The organism is Microbulbifer maximicatervae (SeqCode), from assembly GCF_052467955.1.
Map to the genome: position 1 here is coordinate 4,761,778 of NZ_CP174329.1, position 20,157 is coordinate 4,781,934.

20 protein-coding genes are annotated in these 20,157 nt (G+C 49.6%); 14 read left to right on the forward strand and 6 right to left on the reverse strand.

Annotated elements, in window-relative coordinates:
* The first annotated feature begins 41 nt into the window (after positions 1-41).
* From ACJJI5_RS20505 to ACJJI5_RS20520, 4 genes are all read left to right on the forward strand, one after another.
* Positions 42-989, forward strand: a complete 948-nt coding sequence (locus tag ACJJI5_RS20505) for a D-2-hydroxyacid dehydrogenase (protein WP_445355069.1) — start codon at positions 42-44, stop codon at positions 987-989.
* 260 nt (positions 990-1,249) lie between these two features.
* Complete coding sequence (locus tag ACJJI5_RS20510) at positions 1,250-1,501, forward strand: hypothetical protein (protein ID WP_282934265.1); 252 nt, start codon at positions 1,250-1,252, stop codon at positions 1,499-1,501.
* A gap of 39 nt (positions 1,502-1,540) precedes the next feature.
* On the forward strand, positions 1,541-2,038 hold the full coding sequence (locus ACJJI5_RS20515) for a hypothetical protein (RefSeq protein ID WP_413664388.1): 498 nt from the start codon (positions 1,541-1,543) through the stop codon (positions 2,036-2,038).
* Positions 2,016-2,258, forward strand: coding sequence for a hypothetical protein (locus tag ACJJI5_RS20520; protein WP_444895197.1), 243 nt, complete (start codon positions 2,016-2,018; stop codon positions 2,256-2,258). Before ACJJI5_RS20515 ends, ACJJI5_RS20520 begins: the two co-directional genes overlap by 23 nt.
* A gap of 126 nt (positions 2,259-2,384) precedes the next feature.
* Here ACJJI5_RS20520 and yghU read toward each other — a convergent pair whose 3' ends face one another.
* On the reverse strand, positions 2,385-3,263 hold the full coding sequence (gene yghU, locus ACJJI5_RS20525; protein ID WP_444895198.1) for a glutathione-dependent disulfide-bond oxidoreductase: 879 nt from the start codon (positions 3,261-3,263) through the stop codon (positions 2,385-2,387).
* 402 nt (positions 3,264-3,665) lie between these two features.
* Between yghU and rsxA the strand changes: the two genes are divergently transcribed.
* The 7 genes from rsxA (at position 3,666) to ACJJI5_RS20560 (ending at position 10,498) form a co-directional block, all read left to right on the forward strand.
* Positions 3,666-4,241: an electron transport complex subunit RsxA gene (rsxA, locus tag ACJJI5_RS20530; RefSeq protein WP_108731788.1), complete on the forward strand. Its 576-nt coding sequence runs from the start codon at positions 3,666-3,668 to the stop codon at positions 4,239-4,241.
* A 9-nt stretch (positions 4,242-4,250) separates the two neighbouring features.
* Positions 4,251-4,865 (forward strand): electron transport complex subunit RsxB, encoded by a 615-nt coding sequence (rsxB, locus tag ACJJI5_RS20535; RefSeq protein ID WP_444934880.1) that lies wholly within the window; start codon positions 4,251-4,253, stop codon positions 4,863-4,865.
* Between the two features lie 71 nt (positions 4,866-4,936).
* A complete protein-coding gene (gene rsxC, locus ACJJI5_RS20540) occupies positions 4,937-6,988 on the forward strand; it encodes an electron transport complex subunit RsxC (protein ID WP_445356333.1) in 2,052 nt (683 codons plus the stop codon).
* Positions 6,988-8,040 (forward strand): RnfABCDGE type electron transport complex subunit D, encoded by a 1,053-nt coding sequence (locus tag ACJJI5_RS20545; protein WP_282934269.1) that lies wholly within the window; start codon positions 6,988-6,990, stop codon positions 8,038-8,040. The genes rsxC and ACJJI5_RS20545 overlap by 1 nt, the downstream gene beginning before the upstream one ends.
* Positions 8,040-8,744 (forward strand): electron transport complex subunit RsxG, encoded by a 705-nt coding sequence (gene rsxG / locus ACJJI5_RS20550; protein ID WP_413664384.1) that lies wholly within the window; start codon positions 8,040-8,042, stop codon positions 8,742-8,744. The genes ACJJI5_RS20545 and rsxG overlap by 1 nt, the downstream gene beginning before the upstream one ends.
* Positions 8,744-9,457 (forward strand): electron transport complex subunit E, encoded by a 714-nt coding sequence (locus ACJJI5_RS20555; RefSeq protein ID WP_282934271.1) that lies wholly within the window; start codon positions 8,744-8,746, stop codon positions 9,455-9,457. Before rsxG ends, ACJJI5_RS20555 begins: the two co-directional genes overlap by 1 nt.
* Positions 9,458-9,790: 333 nt before the next feature.
* Positions 9,791-10,498 carry a TetR/AcrR family transcriptional regulator gene (locus ACJJI5_RS20560; RefSeq protein WP_282934272.1) on the forward strand — a complete coding sequence of 236 codons (708 nt, stop codon included), beginning with the start codon at positions 9,791-9,793 and terminating at the stop codon, positions 10,496-10,498.
* A 101-nt stretch (positions 10,499-10,599) separates the two neighbouring features.
* On the opposite strand, the gene ACJJI5_RS20565 is transcribed toward ACJJI5_RS20560, so the two are convergent.
* Positions 10,600-11,760, reverse strand: coding sequence for an SO2930 family diheme c-type cytochrome (locus tag ACJJI5_RS20565; RefSeq protein WP_445355070.1), 1,161 nt, complete (start codon positions 11,758-11,760; stop codon positions 10,600-10,602).
* Positions 11,750-13,045, reverse strand: coding sequence for a parallel beta-helix domain-containing protein (locus ACJJI5_RS20570; RefSeq protein WP_445355071.1), 1,296 nt, complete (start codon positions 13,043-13,045; stop codon positions 11,750-11,752). The genes ACJJI5_RS20565 and ACJJI5_RS20570 overlap by 11 nt, the downstream gene beginning before the upstream one ends.
* A 219-nt stretch (positions 13,046-13,264) precedes the next feature.
* On the opposite strand from ACJJI5_RS20570, the gene ACJJI5_RS20575 reads away from it, so the two are divergent.
* Positions 13,265-13,777: a hypothetical protein gene (locus tag ACJJI5_RS20575; RefSeq protein ID WP_444914760.1), complete on the forward strand. Its 513-nt coding sequence runs from the start codon at positions 13,265-13,267 to the stop codon at positions 13,775-13,777.
* Positions 13,778-13,779: 2 nt separating this feature from the next.
* On the opposite strand, the gene ACJJI5_RS20580 is transcribed toward ACJJI5_RS20575, so the two are convergent.
* From ACJJI5_RS20580 to ACJJI5_RS20590, 3 genes are all read right to left on the reverse strand, one after another.
* Entirely contained in the window at positions 13,780-14,808 is a 1,029-nt protein-coding gene (locus ACJJI5_RS20580) for an alpha/beta hydrolase (RefSeq protein WP_444906418.1), read from the reverse strand.
* Between the two features lie 76 nt (positions 14,809-14,884).
* On the reverse strand, positions 14,885-15,487 hold the full coding sequence (locus ACJJI5_RS20585; protein WP_444895205.1) for a Yip1 family protein: 603 nt from the start codon (positions 15,485-15,487) through the stop codon (positions 14,885-14,887).
* A 342-nt stretch (positions 15,488-15,829) separates the two neighbouring features.
* Positions 15,830-16,894: a branched-chain amino acid aminotransferase gene (locus ACJJI5_RS20590; RefSeq protein WP_444895206.1), complete on the reverse strand. Its 1,065-nt coding sequence runs from the start codon at positions 16,892-16,894 to the stop codon at positions 15,830-15,832.
* Between the two features lie 618 nt (positions 16,895-17,512).
* Between ACJJI5_RS20590 and ACJJI5_RS20595 the strand changes: the two genes are divergently transcribed.
* Both ACJJI5_RS20595 and ACJJI5_RS20600 read left to right on the forward strand, forming a co-directional pair.
* Positions 17,513-18,811 carry a hypothetical protein gene (locus ACJJI5_RS20595; RefSeq protein ID WP_413664377.1) on the forward strand — a complete coding sequence of 433 codons (1,299 nt, stop codon included), beginning with the start codon at positions 17,513-17,515 and terminating at the stop codon, positions 18,809-18,811.
* A 542-nt stretch (positions 18,812-19,353) separates the two neighbouring features.
* Positions 19,354-20,145, forward strand: a complete 792-nt coding sequence (locus ACJJI5_RS20600) for a hypothetical protein (protein WP_444918979.1) — start codon at positions 19,354-19,356, stop codon at positions 20,143-20,145.
* Positions 20,146-20,157: the final 12 nt, after the last annotated feature.

A 20,157-nucleotide genomic window follows, 5' to 3' on the forward strand; every position in this document is an offset into this window, starting at 1 on the left:
GTAGCATGTCCACCACACTGCAAATCTATCGAGGAGATGTCATGCGCGGCGTATTTCTGGACACTTTGACAATGAAGCTTGAGGAGCTGGATACCTCGGCCCTAACAAATAGTCTAGACCAGTGGGACTTCTATGAAACGACTCCCGCCGAAAAAGTCGCGGAGCGAATCGCCGAGGCCGAGGTGGTAATAACCAATAAAGTCATAATAAGCCGCACATTATTGGAGCAAGCCAGCAAATTAAAAATGATTTGTGTTTGTGCAACCGGTACAAATAACATCGATCTCGCCGCCGCACAGGAATTAAATATTCCGGTGTACAACGTTAAAGGTTATGCGGGGGCTTCTGTACCACAGCACACTCTTGCCCTGATCCTGGCTCTTGCTTCCAAGTGGCACCGCTATCACAACGATGTTTTTGCCGGACGCTGGAGCCAATCTACAATTTTTTGCCTGCTCGATCACCCAGTGGTTGAACTCGCAGGAAAAACACTCGGTATCATTGGCTTTGGTGCCCTCGGGCAGAAGGTGGCAAAACTGGGGGAAGCCCTGGACATGCGGGTACTGGTGGCTGAATCATTTAGCGGCACACCCGCTGAAGGCAGGACGCCACTGCAACAATTGTGTGCAGAGTCCGATGTCATCAGTCTGCACTGCCCGCTCACAGAAGAAACCGATCAGCTGGTAGACGAGCAATTCATCGCCGAGATGAAACCCGGCGCACTCCTGGTCAATACGGCTCGGGGCGGGCTGGTCAATGAACAGGCACTGGCGGATGCTTTGCGCAGTGGACACCTTGGGGGGGCGGCGCTGGATGTCCTCAGCCAGGAGCCCCCACCCGCCAGTCACCCACTATTGGACAGAGATATCCCCAATTTGATTATCACCCCCCACAACGCCTGGATCAGCCGTGAATCACGCCAGCGCCTACTCAACGGGGTCGTAGAGAATATTGAAACCTGGAAAAGTGAGAGTACCAGCCATCCATAAACAACTCGCTTTTATCTAACCCAAGCCATCTCAGGCATCTGCCGGTCCGAGGACTAATCCCCTCTGTGAACTCAGGCCGGCTTTTGCCGTTTGAAACTACGACCGGGCCCGAACAGCTGCCAGCCATAGTCCAAGATCAGTAGCAGAGACAGGGACTTTTTCCTGCAAAAATCGCGTGAAAAAAACCCCTTTTTCAAGTGGGAATTACCACGCGGGACTATAGACTTCCTCGGCAATTAAACCCCGAGAGGAGAAACCTGATGGCAACCGCAAGATCTCCACATACGAACTCCAGTAGGGAGAAGCTGCAACAGGCCTATAATCTTGCTGGAGAGGCCGCTTCACAAGCTGCTGGCAGCTTGAAAGAGAGGGCCCGGACCTCTGTAGAGTCCCAGAGACAACGTGCCACCGATGTAATGGAAAAAGCGGAGTCCTCACTTCGGGAGCGCCCCATTCTCGCTGTTGGCTGTGCATTTGTTGTTGGCTGGGCAATTGCGAAGCTCTTTAAGTAACGCTTCTCTCTTTTTTTCGACTGGTAAGGACACCCCCTGATGGGCAATGAAAAAAAGTCCCAAGCGTCTGGCGAGAATGCCGATTCCGCTGCGCAGGAGCGCAGCCCGGGTCAGTCTTCACCTTCTCCCTCAGGGAAAGACTCTGATGGAGAAGGTGAAAATAGCCTTGAAGCTACCCTTGCTCGCGCCGAGGCAACACTGACCCTACTGACTGCCTGGTTGGCTAATATTCAAAAGCTATTCCAGTTGGAGTTGGATAGAACGATTGCAGCCGGCAAGCGTATTGTTGCCCTGCAACTGATGTTACTGCCTCTAAGTGCGGCCCTCATCGTCAGTCTCTGTGGAGGCGTTGGGCTGATTGCCTACTATTTTTCCCAGTCTATTTATTTGGCATTTCTGGTATTTATTCTTATCCAGGTCGCTATTTTGGCGGGAGCTATCGTTTATCAAAAGAAGCTGGTGCCCCTACTGGGTTTTGAAGAGACCAAGCGACAAGTTAAAGAGGCTTTAAACGATGTCACTGAAGTCTTTAAATAAACAGATCGAACTATGTAGTCGAGACACGGAGCGACAGCGGCTCAGTGTATTGGCAATCGTAAATCAGCAACAGCAAGATGTTCAGCAGCGTTTACAGGGAATTCCCCTGCCATTGGTTTTAGGCCTCGCTTTAATCGCCGGCTTCGCGGCGGAAAAATTATGGCAATTGCCCCGCACCTCACAGGTGGTTCAGTTTATGCTTTCTATGAGGGCTTTTTAGCCGACGCTACTCTTTATATAGGTATTAATACAACGGCCACTTCTAAAAAGAGGGGCACCGGAAAATAACCTTAGAAAATAGATACTGGCACATCCTTGTGCCAGCCTTACCTATTAATACCCTGTATTAATCAACATCCTTATCGGTCACTTTATCTTGGGTGTTATTGTCAAAATCACCGGCGCTGTGGCGCTCATGTAGTTGTTCGCTGGGCTCACCCCAGGTTCGATTGACCATTCGTCCGCGCTTTACTGCTGGCCGCTCTGCAATTTCCCCCACCCAACGATTGAGATTTTTATAACTCTGGGTATCGAGAAATTCCGCCGCACTATAAGCTTCATTGCGCACCAGAGCCCCATACCAGGGCCAGATCGCAATATCGGCGATGGTATAAGTCCTACCCGCCACATACGGATGCTTCGCCAGCTGTTGGTCCAATACGTCCAACTGGCGCTTTACTTCCATAGCAAATCGGTTGATCGGGTATTCATATTTTTCCGGTGCATAGGCATAAAAGTGTCCAAAGCCTCCTCCCAGGTAAGGGGCCGAGCCCATCTGCCAGAAGAGCCAATTCAATGCCTCAGTGCGCTGCTCGGGTGTATGGGGCAAGAGGACATTAAACTTTTCCGCCAGGTAAAGCAGTATGGAGCCACTCTCAAATACCCGGATTGGTGGCGTAGTGCTGTGATCCACTAAGACCGGGATCTTGGAATTTGGGTTTGCTTCAACAAAACCACTGCCAAACTGCTCTCCTTCAGTGATACGGACTAAATGGGCATCGTATTCTGCTCCCTCAAACCCGAGTTCCAATAACTCCTCTAACATCACCGTCGCCTTAACCCCATTCGGCGTGGCCAAAGAATAGAGCTGCATCGGGTGCTGCCCCTGCGGCAGCGCTTTATCATGGGTCGCACCCGCTACCGGCCGATTGATACTGGCAAAAGCGCCCCCGCTTTCCTTATCCCACTGCCAAACCTTGGGGGGAGTGTAGGTTTCGTTCGACATTAAACTGCTCCAACTGAATTTAAGGTTGCTCTCAAGCAAAAACACGCATGCCGAGTCAATATACTGTATTGCCTCTACCCCACGCTTAACACCAAGTACCAAACTGGGTTACCCATCTTGTACCTATCGTTTCAAATTGACATAGGTACTGCAAATAGTATCCACAAAGGCCTCCACCTTTGCTCCAAGTGGAGTCCTTTTGATCCAGAGGTGGCCCTTTGTCGGCCCTTTTCCCCTGCCACCCTCCTCACGAGTTGAAGCCCCCAAGCGACTCAACCATAATAGCCGCCCTGCGCGGCATTCGACGGTGCTCACAAGGAAGGTGCTAGTCTCACCTTAACCCTGCCGACGCCATTGCCGCTGTTCGCGCCACTCCGCCCTAGGGCTTTAACCGGACCTGTTATGACCGAATTTGCCGTCATTCTGCTCAGCACCATCTTGGTCAATAATTATGTGTTAGTGCAGTTTCTCGGCCTGTGCCCGTTTATGGGAGTTTCCAATAAACTGGAGACCGCTGTGGGTATGGCCGGCGCTACCACCTTTGTACTTACTTTGGCCTCTATTTGTTCATACCTGGTCAACACCTATCTGTTGGCCCCTTTTGGTATTGAAGATCTTCGCACCATCTCATTTATTCTGGTGATTGCTGTTGTCGTACAGTTCACGCAGATGTTTATCCAGAAGACCAGCCCCTTGATGTACAAAGTGCTAGGCGTTTTTCTACCGCTGATCACTACCAACTGTGCCGTGTTGGGTGTCGCTCTGCAGAACACTATGAAAGCGCACACTTTTATACAGTCCACTCTTTACGGATTTGGCGCAGCAGTGGGTTTCTCCCTGGTGTTAATCTTGTTTTCCTCGATGCGCGAGCGCCTTTTTGCCGCCGATGTCCCGCTGCCATTTCGCGGCGCCGCAATCGGAATGGTCACTGCCGGACTGATGTCACTGGCATTTATGGGCTTTAGCGGTCTGGTATAGGATTTCGAAATGCTGGACTGGATTTCACAAATTTCTTCTCCCCTGCTGGTGCTTGGTGGCATGGCATTGGTATTCGGTGCCCTGCTGGGTTTCGCCGCCGTTCGCTTCCGGGTGGAGGGTGACCCACTCGTTGAGCAGGTCGATGCCCTGTTGCCACAGACTCAATGTGGCCAGTGTGGCTACCCCGGCTGTCGCCCCTACGCAGAAGCGATAGTGCACGGCGATACCATCAACAAGTGCCCCCCCGGCGGGCAGGCCACTATCAATGAGTTGGCCAATCTGCTGGATATAGAGCCCATGCCGTTGGACGCCGAGCACGGTATTGAAGATGTAAAAAAAGTGGCATTTATCCGCGAGGCAGAGTGCATCGGTTGCACCAAATGTATTCAGGCCTGTCCGGTAGATGCCATTGCGGGCGCCGCCAAATATATGCACACGGTGATCACCGATGAGTGCACAGGATGTGACCTTTGTGTCGAACCTTGCCCCGTTGACTGTATCGATATGGTTCCCCTGGAAACCGCTTTACAGGATTGGCACCCACACAAGCCCAGCGATAGCTCGGTGCTGATTGCCAGCGATCGCCGCACTATTCAAGAACATACCGGGGGAGGCGCGGTTTGAACCCCGTAGATAGCAAGACCAAGCAAAGAGAGGCCGTTCAGGAGAGACGCGCAGCCCGCGAGGCACAACTGATTGCCAGTGAAAAAGCGCGCGAGCTGCGCCCCAACGACTTCCCCGGCGGAGTGCACCCTCCCGAGAACAAACACCAGAGTACCGGTGAGCCTATAGGAGTGATCCCCCTCGCCGAGGACTTGATCGTACCACTGCTACAGCACTCTGGTACCACCGCCATACCGCTGGTGAACCTCGGTGATAAGGTATTAAAGGGACAAAAGATTGCCGAGGCCGACGGTTTCATTAGCTGTCCAGTGCATGCTCCCAGCTCCGGCAGGGTTATGGCCATTGAACCCTATCCAGTGCCCCACCCTTCGGGTCTGCTGGAGGACTGCATTGTCATTCGCACAGACGGCGACGATGCCTGGTGCGATCTCACCCCCTGCGAAGATTACCTCCAGGTTTCACCGATAGAGCTTCTGGACAAGATCCGCGACTGCGGTATTGCCGGCATGGGCGGTGCAGGATTTCCAACCGCTGTGAAGCTAGACCCTCACGGCGGCGCCGAAATTGATACTTTGATTATCAATGGCACAGAGTGTGAACCCTATATCACTGCCGACGATATGCTTATGCGGGAGCGTGCCGACGAAATTATCGCTGGCGTGGAAATTCTTGCCCATATCCTCGACCAGCCCGAACGGGTATTGATTGGTATTGAAGACAATAAGCCCAAAGCTATCCGCGCGATGCGCAAAGCTGTCGAAGGCACCCGTTTCGATATCGTGGTATTCCCCACAAAGTATCCGTCCGGCGGCGAAAAACAGCTGATTCAAATTCTTACCGGCCGAGAAGTGCCCAACAAAGGGCTACCGGCTAACGTGGGGATTGTATGCCAGAATGTCGGCACTGCTCGCGCGGTATATCGCGCGATTCGGTTTGGCGAACCCCTGATCAGCCGAGTGACGACTGTTGTCGGCAAAGCGCTGGAGCAGCAGCGCAATATCGACGTACCTATCGGCACTCCCATAGAACATATCCTCAAATATCACGGTGTCCATCGGGGCCTGATGCAAAAGGTGATCATCGGCGGTCCGATGATGGGTTATACGATTGACGATCAACGCGCCCCAATCGTGAAAACCACCAACTGCCTGCTGGTACCGACCCGTGAGGAGCTACCTCCAGCACCGGTGGCCCAAGCTTGTATTCGCTGCGGTTTTTGCGCAGAGGCATGCCCGGCTTCCCTGCTACCGCAACAACTCTATTGGTATGCCCGCGCCGACGAACGGGAGAAGCTACAGGCCTATAACCTATTTGACTGTATCGAGTGCGGTGCCTGCTCTTACGTCTGCCCCAGTACGATTCCCCTGGTTCAGTACTACCGCGCTGCCAAAGGTGCAATTCGCACTGCTGAAGCGGAAAAAGAAAAGTCCGATCGCGCACGCGATCGTTTCGAATTCCGCAAGTTGCGCCTTGAAAAAGCTGAAAAAGAGAAAGAAGCGAAACGCGAAGCCCGGCGCAAAGCCGCTGAACAAGCTCGCCAGCAAAGGGAACAAAACCCTGAATCTCCGACAGCCAAAGCTGAGAAGCAGGAAGCAGATGTTGTCGCCGCCGCCCTGGCGCGAGTTAAGTCCCGCCAGGAGGACCCCAAGCAGCTTTTGGCCCGCGCCCAGCGTACTTTCTCCAGTGCCGAGAGCCGGGTGGAACGCATGCGTAATAAACTGGAAGCTGTCGATGAGAGCCAGCGCGACCAATTGGCAGCGCAACTCAAAGCTGCTGAAGTGAAATTGCAGGAGGCACAACACAAGTTGACCCTTGCCGAACGACGCGCCGATAGGGATACCACCCGGGAGCCCAACCAGGAAGAAACCAATGCAGCTGTGCGGGCAATTACCAAAGCCCGTGCCTCCGCAGAGGCGCGGGCCCAGATGAGTGACGCCGACAGACTTGCTGCAGATATCGAAGCACTGCGCAAGCGCGTCACTAAAGCTGAGACTCGCCTGCAAAAGGCTCGGGATGAAGATGATGCCAATCTGGGTGCATTCGAAAGTGCCCTGGAGAAGCTACAAAAGAAACTGGAAGACAAAATGCGCGAACAACAAGCAGCACAGGACGGAAAGCAATAATGTCTCTGATGCGCGCCACCTCCCCTCACGCCCGTTCCGGCAATGACACCACCAAAGTCATGCTACAAGTCGCCGCGGCCACCATACCCGGTGTGCTGGCGATGGTGATTTATTTCGGTATCGGAGTACTGATCAATATTGCCCTGTGCACAATCACAGCGCTTCTGTGTGAAGCAGCGGTAATGAGATTGCGCGGCAGGCCGGCAGCATTCTATCTGCGGGATTGCAGTGCTTTTGTAACTGCACTGCTGCTCGGTATCGCGCTTCCAGCCTACTGTGCCTGGTGGCTGCCGATAGTGGGCACTGCGGTGGCAATTGTCCTGGCCAAGCATCTTTATGGCGGCATGGGGTACAACCCATTTAACCCCGCAATGGTGGGCTATGTTGTCCTGCTGATTAGTTTCCCGGTAGATATGACCCGCTGGGTGGGAGCTGCAGAGGTTATCGGTGGGACACCCAGCCTGGAAGAAGCCTTCTCTCTGGTAATCGGTAGCTACAATGTCGATGGTTTTACCCGGGCTACACCGCTGGAAATCGTGCGGTTAAACGAGTCAGTGCTTCTTTCCCAGCTCTATGAAATGGAGCCGGTCCTCAATAAAGGCACATTTGCTGGAGTCGGTTGGGAAACCGTCAGCTTCGGATTCCTGTTAGGTGGGCTGTTCTTACTATTTCGCGGCATTATTACCTGGCATGCACCGGTTGCCATGCTCGCCACCCTCACTCTGATTTCCCTGTTTTTCTACGACAGCGGCAGTTCCTTGTCAGAGGGATCCCCCGTACTGCATTTATTTTCTGGGGCCACCATGTTTGGGGCCTTCTTTATTATTACCGACCCTGTCAGCGGTGCCACCAGTAACCGGGGCCGCCTGATTTTTGGGGCCGGTGTGGGGCTGCTCACTTATGTAATCCGGGCCTGGGGCACTTACCCCGATGCGGTGGCTTTTGCTGTATTGCTGATGAACTTTGCAACACCAACCATTGATAACTACACGCTTCCACGGACCTATGGCCACAAGGGCTCCCGCCGCGCTACCGACCTGGAGGAGAGCTGATGCTTAAACAGTCAATGGCCTCCAATGCCGCTGTTCTCACTCTTATCGCCCTGGTCACTGCAGGTACACTCGCAGTGACCCAGATTACGACCAAAGAGCCGATTGAGAGAGCTATCCGGGAAGCTTCGGCGAAAGCGCTACTGGAAATTATTCCATTGGAACGCCACAGTAATGACATGTTGGTAGACACCTATCCAATTCCAAAACCTTACTGGAATCAGCTAGGCCTGCAACAAGGTGGAGATATCAATCTCGCGCGGGAAGAGGACGGAAAAGTCTCCGCAGTCATTGTGCCCGCAGTCACACCGGATGGATATTCCGGCCCGATAAAAATACTCGTTGGTGTGAATCGCGATGGCACTATTGCTGGCGTCAGGGTAACAAGCCACACAGAAACTCCGGGGCTGGGCGATAAAGTCGAGCTGAAAAAAAGTAACTGGGTGCTCCAGTTTGACGGCCTGTCACTAAAAAATCCGCCCTCAGCCGATTGGAAGGTACAAAAGGATGGCGGCGTTTTTGATGAATTTACTGGCGCAACAATTACTCCTCGCGCTGTTGTCAATGAAGTGCACCAGGTGCTTGAGTTTGTAGCCCAGCACCACGAACAAATATTTAATGCGCCAATGTCCAAGCGAGCGGTAGAGATTGAGAACTCTGAAATCGACTCGGAACAAGTACCTGCGGCGGTTGAGGAGCAGAACTGATGGCAACTCCCGGCTACACAGAAATCGCCCAAAATGGGCTGTGGAAAAATAACCCCGCGCTGGTGCAATTGCTTGGCCTCTGTCCCCTGCTGGCGGTCACCGGTTCCGTAGTGAACGGCATCGGCCTCGGTTTGGCCACTACCGGAGTTCTCACCTGCTCCAACCTTGCGGTCTCCCTGATCCGACGACAAATTCCGGATACTGTCCGTTTACCAGCCTCCGTTATGATCATCGCCACCTTCGTTACCTGCGTTGAGCTATTGATGAAGGCTTATACCTACGAGCTTTACTTGGTGCTAGGTATTTTTATCCCGCTAATTGTAACCAACTGTGCGATCCTCGGGCGAGCAGATGCTTTTGCCAGTAAAAACCCCGTGCTTCCGTCCTTGGCAGATGGATTTATGATGGGTATAGGTTTCACTGCAGTACTCATCGCCATTGGCGCAGTCAGAGAAATTCTTGGCCAAGGCACGCTATTTTCAGATATGGACTTGTTATTTGGTTCAATGGCAAAAGATTGGGGTATTTCCATTTTTGGCAGTGACTATCCAGGCGTTCTTGTTGCCGTGCTTCCTCCTGGTGCATTCCTTGTCGCCGGCTTATTGATCGCAGCAAAAAACGCCATTGATATCGGTATTGAAAGACATAAAAGCCAGAAAGTTAAGATCATTCCAGGCTCAAAGCGCGTACGTGTTACCGGAAAAATCTCTTAAGATAAGCAGCAGCTAACCAATTTAATTCTGCAATTGAATGGCGATTTATCCTGCCAATCGATTGCAGAACTTAATTTTTTCACCAAAAGCCAAAATGTGAACCCCCTCACTAATCTGTATCTTGCGGATTTTTCATCTTTCACTTTTTCAGTATGATGAGATACATCATCAAATCCCCACTTTTTTACATTTATTGCGCTGTACCAGTGCAATATTCGTGTAATCGAATGTAATAGCATTATTCCCTTTTTTTAATTTTGTTTGGCTAGAATGGCACGGCCGACCAGCTTCACCTTGCTATCGGCGCCAACGCAATAAGACAGGGATAATGCTATGACTGTAGACACTGGAAAGTCTGAATTGGTCTACCACGGCCGCCGGGCCCAACGCGCAGATAGCCGTCTGCGGCGCAAGGCGATTCTAGAGGCCACCCTGAGACTGATCGTTAAAGAAGGTATCCGCGGCATCAGGCACCGTGCAGTCGCCCGCGAAGCTAACGTTCCTCTCGCGGCTACTACTTATTATTTCAAAGACCTGAATGACCTGATCAGCGATTCATTTACTTATTTTGTTGAGCAGGGACTCGAGGCTACACGCCAACTGCATGAAGAGAGTTTTAGTGCGGCACGGAATTTATCCGCACAAGAACGGGCGTCACATAGCAGTCGTAAACTGCTGATTCAACAATTGACCCGTTTTATTCTTACTCATGTCCGCACCCAGGCTGAAGACCGGGATCGCAGATTGGTTGAACTGGCATTCCGCAATGAAGCGCTTCGCAATGAGCAGCTGACCCGCGCGGTGCGGATGGCCAATCACGCCAGAGAGTCAATGATTAAGGAATTCTTCCAATTACTGGGTCTGGCTGATTCTGAAGCGGCTGCACAAATTGCTCACGGTACGATCCTGAACCTTGAGTATGAAATTTTGAGCGGTGCTATTGCTATCGACTCACCGCTGTTGGAACGCACCGTCACCTTGATGATCAACGGATTAATTCCAGCTGCAACAGTTGTTGCTGAAACTGCAGCATACGGCTGAATCTTTCTGAATTACTCGTCTCCAGGAAACGGGTATGGAGTTGTCCCCTCCATACCCAACTCCTCTTCATATAGCTCTTTCCAGATAGCTTCCAATAAAGATTAAGTGCAGCTTCCCGGTAGGGAGCTTACCCACTGCTTTAGTAATTCAACGCCCTCTGTATGCACCATGCTTCTACCTAATTCAGGCATCATGGCCCCAGGCGCGGTAGACTCTACACGAAAATTCAAAATAGAATTTTCAGGCTCTCCCGGTACTATTGCAAATAAATGCCCTCCACTGCCTGTACCCGCAGCAATAGGCGGTTTACATAGCCCAAGTTTGCGCCAATCAGTTTCGCCATGATGCAACATAAGCCCTGAGGTATCTGCCGGCCCAGTGGGATTGTGACAGTGGCCACAATTGATATCCAAATAAGCCCTGGCGCGATCCTCGAGCGACACAGTCGCATCGTAAATATTGGCATTTCTCGGCAAACTTTTCAGATCAGGCAGCCCACGTAAATAGCCGGCCTTCTGCCAAAACAGCAATTGATTCTCTACTCCGCTACCGTAGGGATAGTCTTTATTCAGATGTCGAGCTTTTGGGCCGAGAGGAGAAATGGCTTTTGCAGTAAACTTTTCTGCATGGCAACCAGCACATTGATTGGCGTCAGGTACTACATAACTAAGGTTTTCCTGTTGTCCGTTCAGGCCAACCAACTGAAAATTTTTCACATCTCCAGCAATCTCAAGAGTTGCCTCAGTCTGCTCTTTATTCCAGACATAGGGCAGCGCCTGCCAATTTTCCTTCCTGCGGATTAAAAGCCGCGTCTCAACGAGACGGACTCGATTTAAATCAAGTGCCTGCCCAAAGCGCCCCTCAACATAATCCGCAGAGAAGTCATCGGTACGGCGAACTACACCACTACTCTCCTGTGGATAGTAAAATGTCTTGCTTAAGATAGTTCCGACAGGGTAATTAAACTGTTCTTCTCCGTAGGTTACAAACGCCCCCTTAGGCAGCCAGATGGTTCTGAACTTATGAGCATAATCGGTAAATAAACCCGTATTTAAATCGTAGGGTAATGCTCTTTCCGCAGGGAAGAGCACACCTTTCTCCAGTCTCAATAAATTCCATGCACTGAGATTTTCGGGCACCTCTTCTGCCGGGAATAAATGAACATCCTTTTTGTATGAATCACATCCCACAAGACCAATCAGTAATACAAGGCTCCAAATAGAATAGATAAGCTTCCTACTTATTTGATTGTTATTCTTCATTAGCTACCTCTATCACTGCCAAATGGTCTTCATTTTCCAGCTTTGGATCAAAGTCTAAAACTACTTTGGCAAGCTTTTCCAAATGACACTGATGAGGTGCTATATCCGTGGATATATTCTTATACTCATTTCCAAAATCTATGTTGAGAATTCCTGCAGGTTCGTTATCAATACATAACTTTAATGCCTCAGGTATTTGACCATCCACCAGTTTACTTTGATCAACAACCCCATCCCAAAGAATATCCGGCAATGTACCTGATATTCCAAACATAGCTAACTTCAGAGCTTTTAACTTAAGATGATCTGGCGATGTACCACCGCCAGAAAAGTTATTGGCATAGATATAGATCCCCTCTGGGTATGGGTCAAAATCAGCTTGCGTAGACTTATCACTATAGTATCCAGCCGTAAAATAGCTGCTGATCAATATGTTAGCAGTATCATTATCAGAAATATCATTTTCAAAAATCTCCACCCGATCATTCGAGTTAATAACCACCCCAGATCCTGCTGGCACGGCAGCAACCGGCGTGCCCTCATGACCAAAATTTCCAGTATTATTATTCTTTATCTGGTTATTGTAGATACGTGTACTGTGCCCTGGCTGCGGAAGATTAGGCATATTAAAAACAAGAATTCCCCCAGTATTATTCACAGCAATATTGTTGTAAACATCTGCACCGATCGTATTCTCTACCTCAATACCCGCCACATTAAATTCTGCACGGCTATTGCGAACAATAACATTCCGCGACTGACCGACATAAATTCCTGCATCTGAAGCACCAATAGCTACCACACCATCGATTAAAGTATTTTCAGTCTGTACAGGATAAATACCATAGGCACCATTTTGGGTAGACGGGCCATTGGTCCATTCAACACGAACATCCCTGATGATAATGTTTTTGCCCTCATTAATTTTCAGGGCATCGCCTATGGTATCCTCAATAGCCAACCCCTCAATAGTAAAGTTACTGGCATTAACTAATATCCCCTCAGCACCCTGAATTTGCCCCTCAAAGGAGAGGACAGATTTATCCATGCCAGCTCCACGTAGCGTTACCCCATCAATATTCAGGGATAAACTACGATTAATATGGAATTTACCCTCAGGAATAGTAATAACATCCCCGGTCTTTGCAGATATCAGTTTTTTTAATAGTTGCTTTTGAAAATCAACCTTACTGGAACTGTCCTCAACTCTGGATTCAGGCCGTTCAGAACATCCAACGGATACTATTAAAGCCAGAATTACTCCCATATACGCTAAAGTCTTCATAGCCACACCTTTTATATAAATTATTGTCAATTGAGCTACTCAAACCTCAAACTGGTACTCATGTACCAATTTAAAGATGAAAACAGGACTAAATACACACTTTGATACTATCCAACCAACACCTCGTTATCAAGGCGCTATTATTAATACAGAAGACAACCCTAGAAATTCATTTAAGCGCCATACTCCCAAAAACAAAAACCACTTATTGAAATCAAGATGGCCAGTACTTCAATCAAAAAATATCAGTTTTTGTGTTTTCTTATTTACATATTCTGCTCACTTGACGCTGCTGCCGAAATGATAGCGATACAGATCTCTGCTCCTAATGGATCAAACCTCTACACAGAACAACCTATCGATAAAAGTACAGATATCAAAGGAAGCGAGCCTATCTATATCAAAATATCATCAACTCAATATCAAGCAATAAAGTGCAAAGGCCCGTGGGGCGCTACAAAGTACAAAAAATGGATGACGGAGGGGCCTGGTTTCAAGCTCTACCAAAGTGATAAGCAGCTGCTCATTCAGGTTGTTGAACACCGGGTAATTAGCGCTGACATGGCCATTAACTCCATGAGCATACATTGCATGGACGCAGAACCTAAACAAGTTATTAAATCAATAGCGGAGATAGTGATCGAAAGATCAATAAATTCAGAAGAAATACTAGAGTTTGATAACGGGTATAAATTATCTTACCAGTACTCAATTACAAAAGGAAAACCGTAAGTTTAGTCATTCAGGAAACTATTCATGCCGGCATAAACTTTTGCGCACTCCCCTTTCACTAAGTCTTCAAGAATCAAAAATGGATGAATCATATCGGAAAAATGAACATTTTCAGACCTAACACCCACCTCTTCCACTTTCCGGTAGTAAATATCCCCAGTATCCCGGTGCGGGCAAAACTCCACGGTAAAAACTAAGGTTTCAGGAAGAGCTGCCGTAAAATCCATAAAAAGAGGGGATGCTTTTTTTCTACACTGCCCCTCAGCAAAATATTGCCCCAAGTACCAAATTGATTTTCGTGCCTCTAAAAAATAGCCTACCGCATTCTCTTCATGGGACCGTAAATGCATGGTGTAATCGAGAACCGGATAAATTAAAACCTGCTTTTTAATCTTAACGCTGTAGTCAAATTGAGCCAGGTGAGACATTGTGGCGGCCAGAGCGCCACCTGCAGAGTCCCCAGCAACCGACAAACTCGGTTGATAATATAAGCCCAATCTATCCAGTGCCGCCCAAACCCCAACAACTGCGGCATAGCAATCTGTTACTGCGCTCGGATAGCGATTCTCAGGGGCCAACCGGTACTCAGGCGCAACAACAATATGTCGAGTCTCCCGGGCAATCTTTCTGCAAATCGGGTCAAATGAATAAACGTTTCCAGCTACATGACCACCGCCATGAAAATAGACAAGAACAGGTAGAACTTCATCGGGATAGGGGACAAAGACTCTTACAGGTACGTCATATCCAGAGGCATAGATAATGCCATCTTGTACCGAGGCAACATCTGGAATATCGGTCACATACTTATCTATAAACTTTGTGGTCGATTCCCGAACATTGATGGGGTTGAACTCAAAGCCCTTCGAGTAGAGCTCTTTCATAGAGCTGTTGAATTCTTCGAGAAACCCCGAAAGGCGGTCATTTACTTTACGCATTGTCGTTACAGCCAGGATAGAAGAGACTTCGCCGTACCCGTGAATATGAGCCCCTTCACCGGGTACGACGTCGATAGCTTGTATCCCCACCACAACAACAGCCCTAAATCTCCTGGCGAAAATGCCTGAAACGACATTTCATCTAGTGATAGCTACGAGCCCAAACTACTCAAGAGGAGTAAAAGACCGGTGCGGATACATAACTCCAGAATAGAACTGTAGCAACCATAATAATGACTGCCATGACGAGTGACACCGTAATAATTGCACTGGCAAAAAGGAAGCCACGCTCTTCAGAAACACCCATCACAATAGGAATTCCCAAATAAAGCAGATAGACGGCGTAAGCAACCGCCAGAGTTGCGAGCAGTATGTCCAACCACAACACAGGGTAAATCCCTGCAATACCCACAATAAAAATAGGCGTGGCAGTGAAACCCGCTACAACAACGCCTTTAAGGGGGTGAGTTTCAGCTCCGTAAGTCTTGGCCATCCAATGGATGAAATAACCAATAGCAGTGACAGCCAAAACCATTGTGCAATAAAATACGGCGACCAATTCCAAAGCACTTTGTCCCGTAATTCTCACCGGGGCACCAGTGCCAATCGTCCAGCCAACTTGTGTCGTGCCAAAATACCACGCAGCTGCAGGAAGTAATGCCAGAACGATGACATAAGGAACCTGTCTACGCAGATTACGTTCAGAGAGACTGCCAATAAGCTGCCACTGTCTACGTGGTTGCAGCATAAGGCCAAGCATATGGGTCAACATCTCGTTATCCTCGACTGTGCAAGGAACTATAAGCGAGACCTATTAGCTCAAATTGATCTTGGAACTGCTGGTCAAAATGAGGTGTACCGCAATCAGGCCACTCTCAAGCTCCAATTTATTTCTTATTTAACCCCTTCACTTTTAGGTGTTAAGGTCGCACAAGTCAACAAACTCAATTAAATTGGCGGGAATATTTACGCGAGCGTTTCGCTTGGAAACAAGTAAATAGAAAACACTGCTACAAAAAAACCCGCGAAGGATAAAGCAGGATTTACGGTGGGGAAAAGCTGGTTACTAGACCCAGGCAGCCTTGGAAACTGCCCGGGTACGAAGATTTAGTACTTAAACTACAGGCTCAACAGAGTGCATCCACCCGTAAGCATCCTCAGAACGCCCCTCCTGAATATCCAGCAGTGCTTGTCGCAAACGCTCTGCAACAGGACCTGGGGCATCGGCTAGTTCGTACTCCTTATCGCCATCACCGATTACGCTGATAGGACTGATTATTGCAGCAGTACCACAAGCAAAAGCTTCGCTACAGTCTCCAGAAGCTACCTGTTCTAACAGTTCATCAATGGGGATCGCCCGCTCAACAACCTTGTACCCCAATCCCTCCGCAAGCTGGATCAGAGAATATCGGGTGATGCCTTCGAGAATTGAGCCGTTCAACGCTGGGGTATATATAGCGCCATCAATGACCGCAAAAAAATTCATCCCTGACAGCTCATCGATACTCTGCCGATTAGAGGGGCTCAACCAAAGCGACTGATCATAACCTCGCTCTTTAAGGCGGCCGATACTAAGTAGAGAACTGGCATAATTTCCGCCAACTTTAGCATCCCCAGTTCCCCCTACTGCAGCTCGAGCATCTTCTCTCTCAACCCACAAACGCATATTGCCGGAATGGTAGGCTTCCGAGGGACTAGCTATTACATAAAATTCATAGGCATTACTGGCTGAAACCGTTAGGTCCGGCTGGGTTCCCATTAGGAAAGGACGCAGGTACAGGGACTCACCGCTGTTGCTCGGGAGCAGGCCAGCGCAGTAAGCAGTCACAACACGAACGCCATCCAGGAACAGGGACTCAGGAACCGGAGGCATACATAAGCGCTTCGCTGAATATGCCATTCGTGCAGCATTCATTTCGGGCCGGAACAGTGCAGCTCCCCCCTCGGAAGTTCGATAGGCCTTCATTCCTTCAAAGCATGACTGCGCGTAGTGAAGTACCTTAGCAGCAGGGTCGACGGTCAGAGGCGCATAGGGGATCAACTCTCCACTACTCCAGCAACCATCCTGCCAAATGGCGCGAAACATTACTGGGGCCATGGCGGTTCCAAAGCCCAGCTTCTCGGGTGCTTCATAGCCCCGAAGGCTTACCGCGATCTCTGGATCGATATAGATACTCACTGAGCTCTCCTCTGAATTCGAATCAGCTGATTATGGCGCTTGTTACGCTGCAATCCAAATAGATCAACCTCTGATACAGCAACAGCAGTAATCTAACCCCAAATTCAGCATACTTGTTAGGACGATGATCCACCTATTTAGCTTCCGCCATCCTGATGTGGCACCAGCGCCAACCAAGCCACTCGCTACACTTCGCTGCCAAGTCGCGATATCGGACGTAATCAACAAATTTTTGGCATCTACTTACAGTCCCTCACCCCTAATTTGCACTCCCAACTGCTAAACCAAAAGGGTGGTCACAGGCATGCTGGCGCAATGGGCATTAAGTGGCTGAAGTACCCGCCGCAGCTTCCTTCTTGGCACATAGTGCTAGCTATACTGACTAATACGCGGCCAGGCAGGCATTTATAAGCATCCAGTCGCGCCGTCACTGTGAGCTTGAGGATACCCCCTCAATGCGCTCAGGGTCGAGAGAACCACATTCAGGAGAGAACTTCCGCCGTATTCGCTGTTGCAGTGGGCGAGCGGAAATAAGACCCGAAAACTGACAGGTGCAGGTTCCAACCTCAGCTGTTTGGTATTCGGTGAAGCCAAATATGAAACGGAAGTGGTTCAATCGTGACACAGATAGATACCAGCAATTCCTTTGCTATCGGCTTGATGTTTACAGCCACAGCACTGCTGTGTAATGGCGCCCTGGCCGACGATGGCGCACCTGTGGCAGTCCAAACTAATGCACCTCCAAAAGCCTTTATTGAAGCCGCCTCGAAACCACTCAAGAAAACACCTCGACAGCTAAGGCCCTCCGAGGCTGTAGAAAATTACCGTGAACGTATAGAGGAGCTCGAAGCCCAATATGGTGCTTATGGCGCCGGTATTGATGAACAGCTTTTGGGGCTGGCCACCGCATTACAGAAAGCTGGCGATCATGAGCAGGCTGTCACTGAATTTCGTCGTGCAATGCTGATTAGCAGAGTCAATGAGGGGCTCTATTCCCTAAGCCAAATCCCTATGATCAAGCGCTTGATCGAGAGTCAAATAGCGCTCAATCAGTGGGAAGAAGCTAACGACAACCAGCAGTACCTCTACTGGCTCTACCAGAAAAATTACGGCGAAAAAGACCCCCGTATGCTGCCAGTAATCAACAACTTGAGTCGTTGGCATTTACAGGCTTATGTGGAGGAAAAAGGGGACACGCTATTTGAGCATCTAATTAGTGCAACCAATCTTTACAGTTTGGCGGTAGATATTATTACAAAAAACTTTGGCTCCACCGACCTTCGCCTTGTTGATGCCCTGCGCGGATTAAAAGCAACTAACTATTATCTGGCCACCTATAAGGGTGAACCCAACTCTCCAGTTTTTGTTAACGCCAGCTTTGGTGGTAGTGGCCCCGACTCACATCAGCGAACCAAATTAGATCACTACCGGATGAAGAGTTTTAACACCGGGAAAAAAGCCATTACCCGTATCGTTGATGTCTACCAAAGAAACCCCAAGTCCCCCCCGGCAGCCTCAGCCAAAGCCAAAGTTGAACTCGGCGACTGGTACATGATGTTTAACAAGTGGCACTCCGCACGCCAAACCTACGGCGAGGCCTACAAGGCACTTTGGGATAACGGTGCCTCTAACGATGAAATTGAGGACATATTTGGACGGCCTGTGGCTTTACCCGCGCTCCCAGTTTTGGAGTCGGACAGCAAAGCCCTAGCCAATTCCCGGATTACGGTCTCCTATGATGTCACGGCTTTTGGCAAGGCGAGGAATATAAAAATACTCAGGGCTTACCCTTCAGATAAAGTGAAGATCCGCTCAAAAGTTAGAAACATTCTAAAACGCGCCAAATTCAGACCAAGGTTTGAAGATGGAGAGGCGGTGGAAACCCGCGGAATTGTGCAACGCTTTATATTCGACTGAGAAACCTATCACCACTGACACCGGCTCGATGTGGAATCTACGCAAATAATCAAATAACAACTATTTTTAAAGTTCCACATTGAGCATTTGCTAGTACCGGAAAAACACTTCATGTGTCTCACGCGGTCACACCGGCAAACAGTCTAGGAGAGAAAGAGATGACACCTCGAGCAGCGGTAGAAAAAATTCACCGCCACAGCTGTTTGTCAAATGTACTGGTACCAATTGCTTTGGCGGCGATCTTAACCGGTGGGTGCAAGAGCCAACAAACTCAGTCACAGCCACCAGCAATGCCATCTCTACCATCCTCCAGTTCATCTTCCAGTTCTGCATCGCAATCACAATCGCAATCGCAATCTAGTAGCAGCAGTAGTTCGCAAAGATCTGGCCAATCAACGGCTTCGAGCAGTGGGCAGCCTAGTAGCAGCTCTTCCAGCCAGCCCAGTGCGAATATGCCTACAGCGAGATCAGAACAGAGCCAGTCCTCCAGTAGTGGAAGTAGCGGATCAGAGTCGAGGGATCAAAGTTCACCTGGGGATCAAATGCCGGACCCAAACGGTTCAAATGATCCATCGTCACCAATTTATACAGATCCCGAACAAACCAGCCAAAATGGAGAGAAACCTACTGATCCTTCGTCTGGTGAAGATGGAACGCCTCCCGAAGAAATTGATTTTTCTGAGGAGGAGCAATCATCTTCGTCTTCCAGCGCATCATCTAGTAGCTCAGCTTCTAGCAGCAGCTCATCCAGTAGTAACTCAGCGGCCAGCGGCGCGCCTGCCAGCAGTTCAGCTTCTGGGCAACCCGGCGGTGGTTCGCCACGTTCCGGCAGTGCCCCCAATGAAGCTCCCACTTCATCGGCAGATCGCGTTGCAGAACTTGAGGGCCAGTTTGAATCCACTATGGTCAGCTATGACGGCATGATTTTGCGGGAGCGCGACTTTGTAAGAAACAGACCGGGGTCAGCCTCCGAAGAAAATAAAGAAGAGGCGATGGATGAGGCACCACCAGCAGGGGAATCCCTAGAAGACTTAATTCAATCTGCAGAAGCCGAAATTCCACCTCCCCCCAATGCAGGCCCAACATCAGGTAACGGCCCCAAAAATAATAACTCCAGTGGACAAATAACCGGTCCCGGACTGCCCGCCTCTGGACGTAAAGGTGATTTTAATCACGGTGGTTCACAGGCAGTTGTGCCCGCCGATATACCCAGTGGTACAGATGATGACGTCGTAGCTCGACAGATTCGTGAAGCTGCCACACGCGAGACTGACCCCGAATTGCGCGAAAAGCTTTGGGAAGAGTATCGCAAGTATAAAAGTGCAACGCAGTAGTCTTGGAGAACG

Excerpts from the sequence above, each read along its gene's own strand:
- ACJJI5_RS20505 (WP_445355069.1), top strand. The coding sequence starts at position 42 with ATGCGCGGCGTATTTCTGGACACTTTGACAATGAAGCTTGAGGAGCTG.
- ACJJI5_RS20510 (WP_282934265.1), top strand. The coding sequence starts at position 1,250 with ATGGCAACCGCAAGATCTCCACATACGAACTCCAGTAGGGAGAAGCTG.
- ACJJI5_RS20515 (WP_413664388.1), top strand. The coding sequence starts at position 1,541 with ATGGGCAATGAAAAAAAGTCCCAAGCGTCTGGCGAGAATGCCGATTCC.
- ACJJI5_RS20520 (WP_444895197.1), top strand. The coding sequence starts at position 2,016 with ATGTCACTGAAGTCTTTAAATAAACAGATCGAACTATGTAGTCGAGAC.
- yghU (WP_444895198.1), bottom strand. The coding sequence starts at position 3,263 with ATGTCGAACGAAACCTACACTCCCCCCAAGGTTTGGCAGTGGGATAAG.
- rsxA (WP_108731788.1), top strand. The coding sequence starts at position 3,666 with ATGACCGAATTTGCCGTCATTCTGCTCAGCACCATCTTGGTCAATAAT.
- rsxB (WP_444934880.1), top strand. The coding sequence starts at position 4,251 with ATGCTGGACTGGATTTCACAAATTTCTTCTCCCCTGCTGGTGCTTGGT.
- ACJJI5_RS20545 (WP_282934269.1), top strand. The coding sequence starts at position 6,988 with ATGTCTCTGATGCGCGCCACCTCCCCTCACGCCCGTTCCGGCAATGAC.
- rsxG (WP_413664384.1), top strand. The coding sequence starts at position 8,040 with ATGCTTAAACAGTCAATGGCCTCCAATGCCGCTGTTCTCACTCTTATC.
- ACJJI5_RS20555 (WP_282934271.1), top strand. The coding sequence starts at position 8,744 with ATGGCAACTCCCGGCTACACAGAAATCGCCCAAAATGGGCTGTGGAAA.
- ACJJI5_RS20560 (WP_282934272.1), top strand. The coding sequence starts at position 9,791 with ATGACTGTAGACACTGGAAAGTCTGAATTGGTCTACCACGGCCGCCGG.
- ACJJI5_RS20565 (WP_445355070.1), bottom strand. The coding sequence starts at position 11,760 with ATGAAGAATAACAATCAAATAAGTAGGAAGCTTATCTATTCTATTTGG.
- ACJJI5_RS20570 (WP_445355071.1), bottom strand. The coding sequence starts at position 13,045 with ATGAAGACTTTAGCGTATATGGGAGTAATTCTGGCTTTAATAGTATCC.
- ACJJI5_RS20575 (WP_444914760.1), top strand. The coding sequence starts at position 13,265 with ATGGCCAGTACTTCAATCAAAAAATATCAGTTTTTGTGTTTTCTTATT.
- ACJJI5_RS20585 (WP_444895205.1), bottom strand. The coding sequence starts at position 15,487 with ATGTTGACCCATATGCTTGGCCTTATGCTGCAACCACGTAGACAGTGG.
- ACJJI5_RS20600 (WP_444918979.1), top strand. The coding sequence starts at position 19,354 with ATGCCGGACCCAAACGGTTCAAATGATCCATCGTCACCAATTTATACA.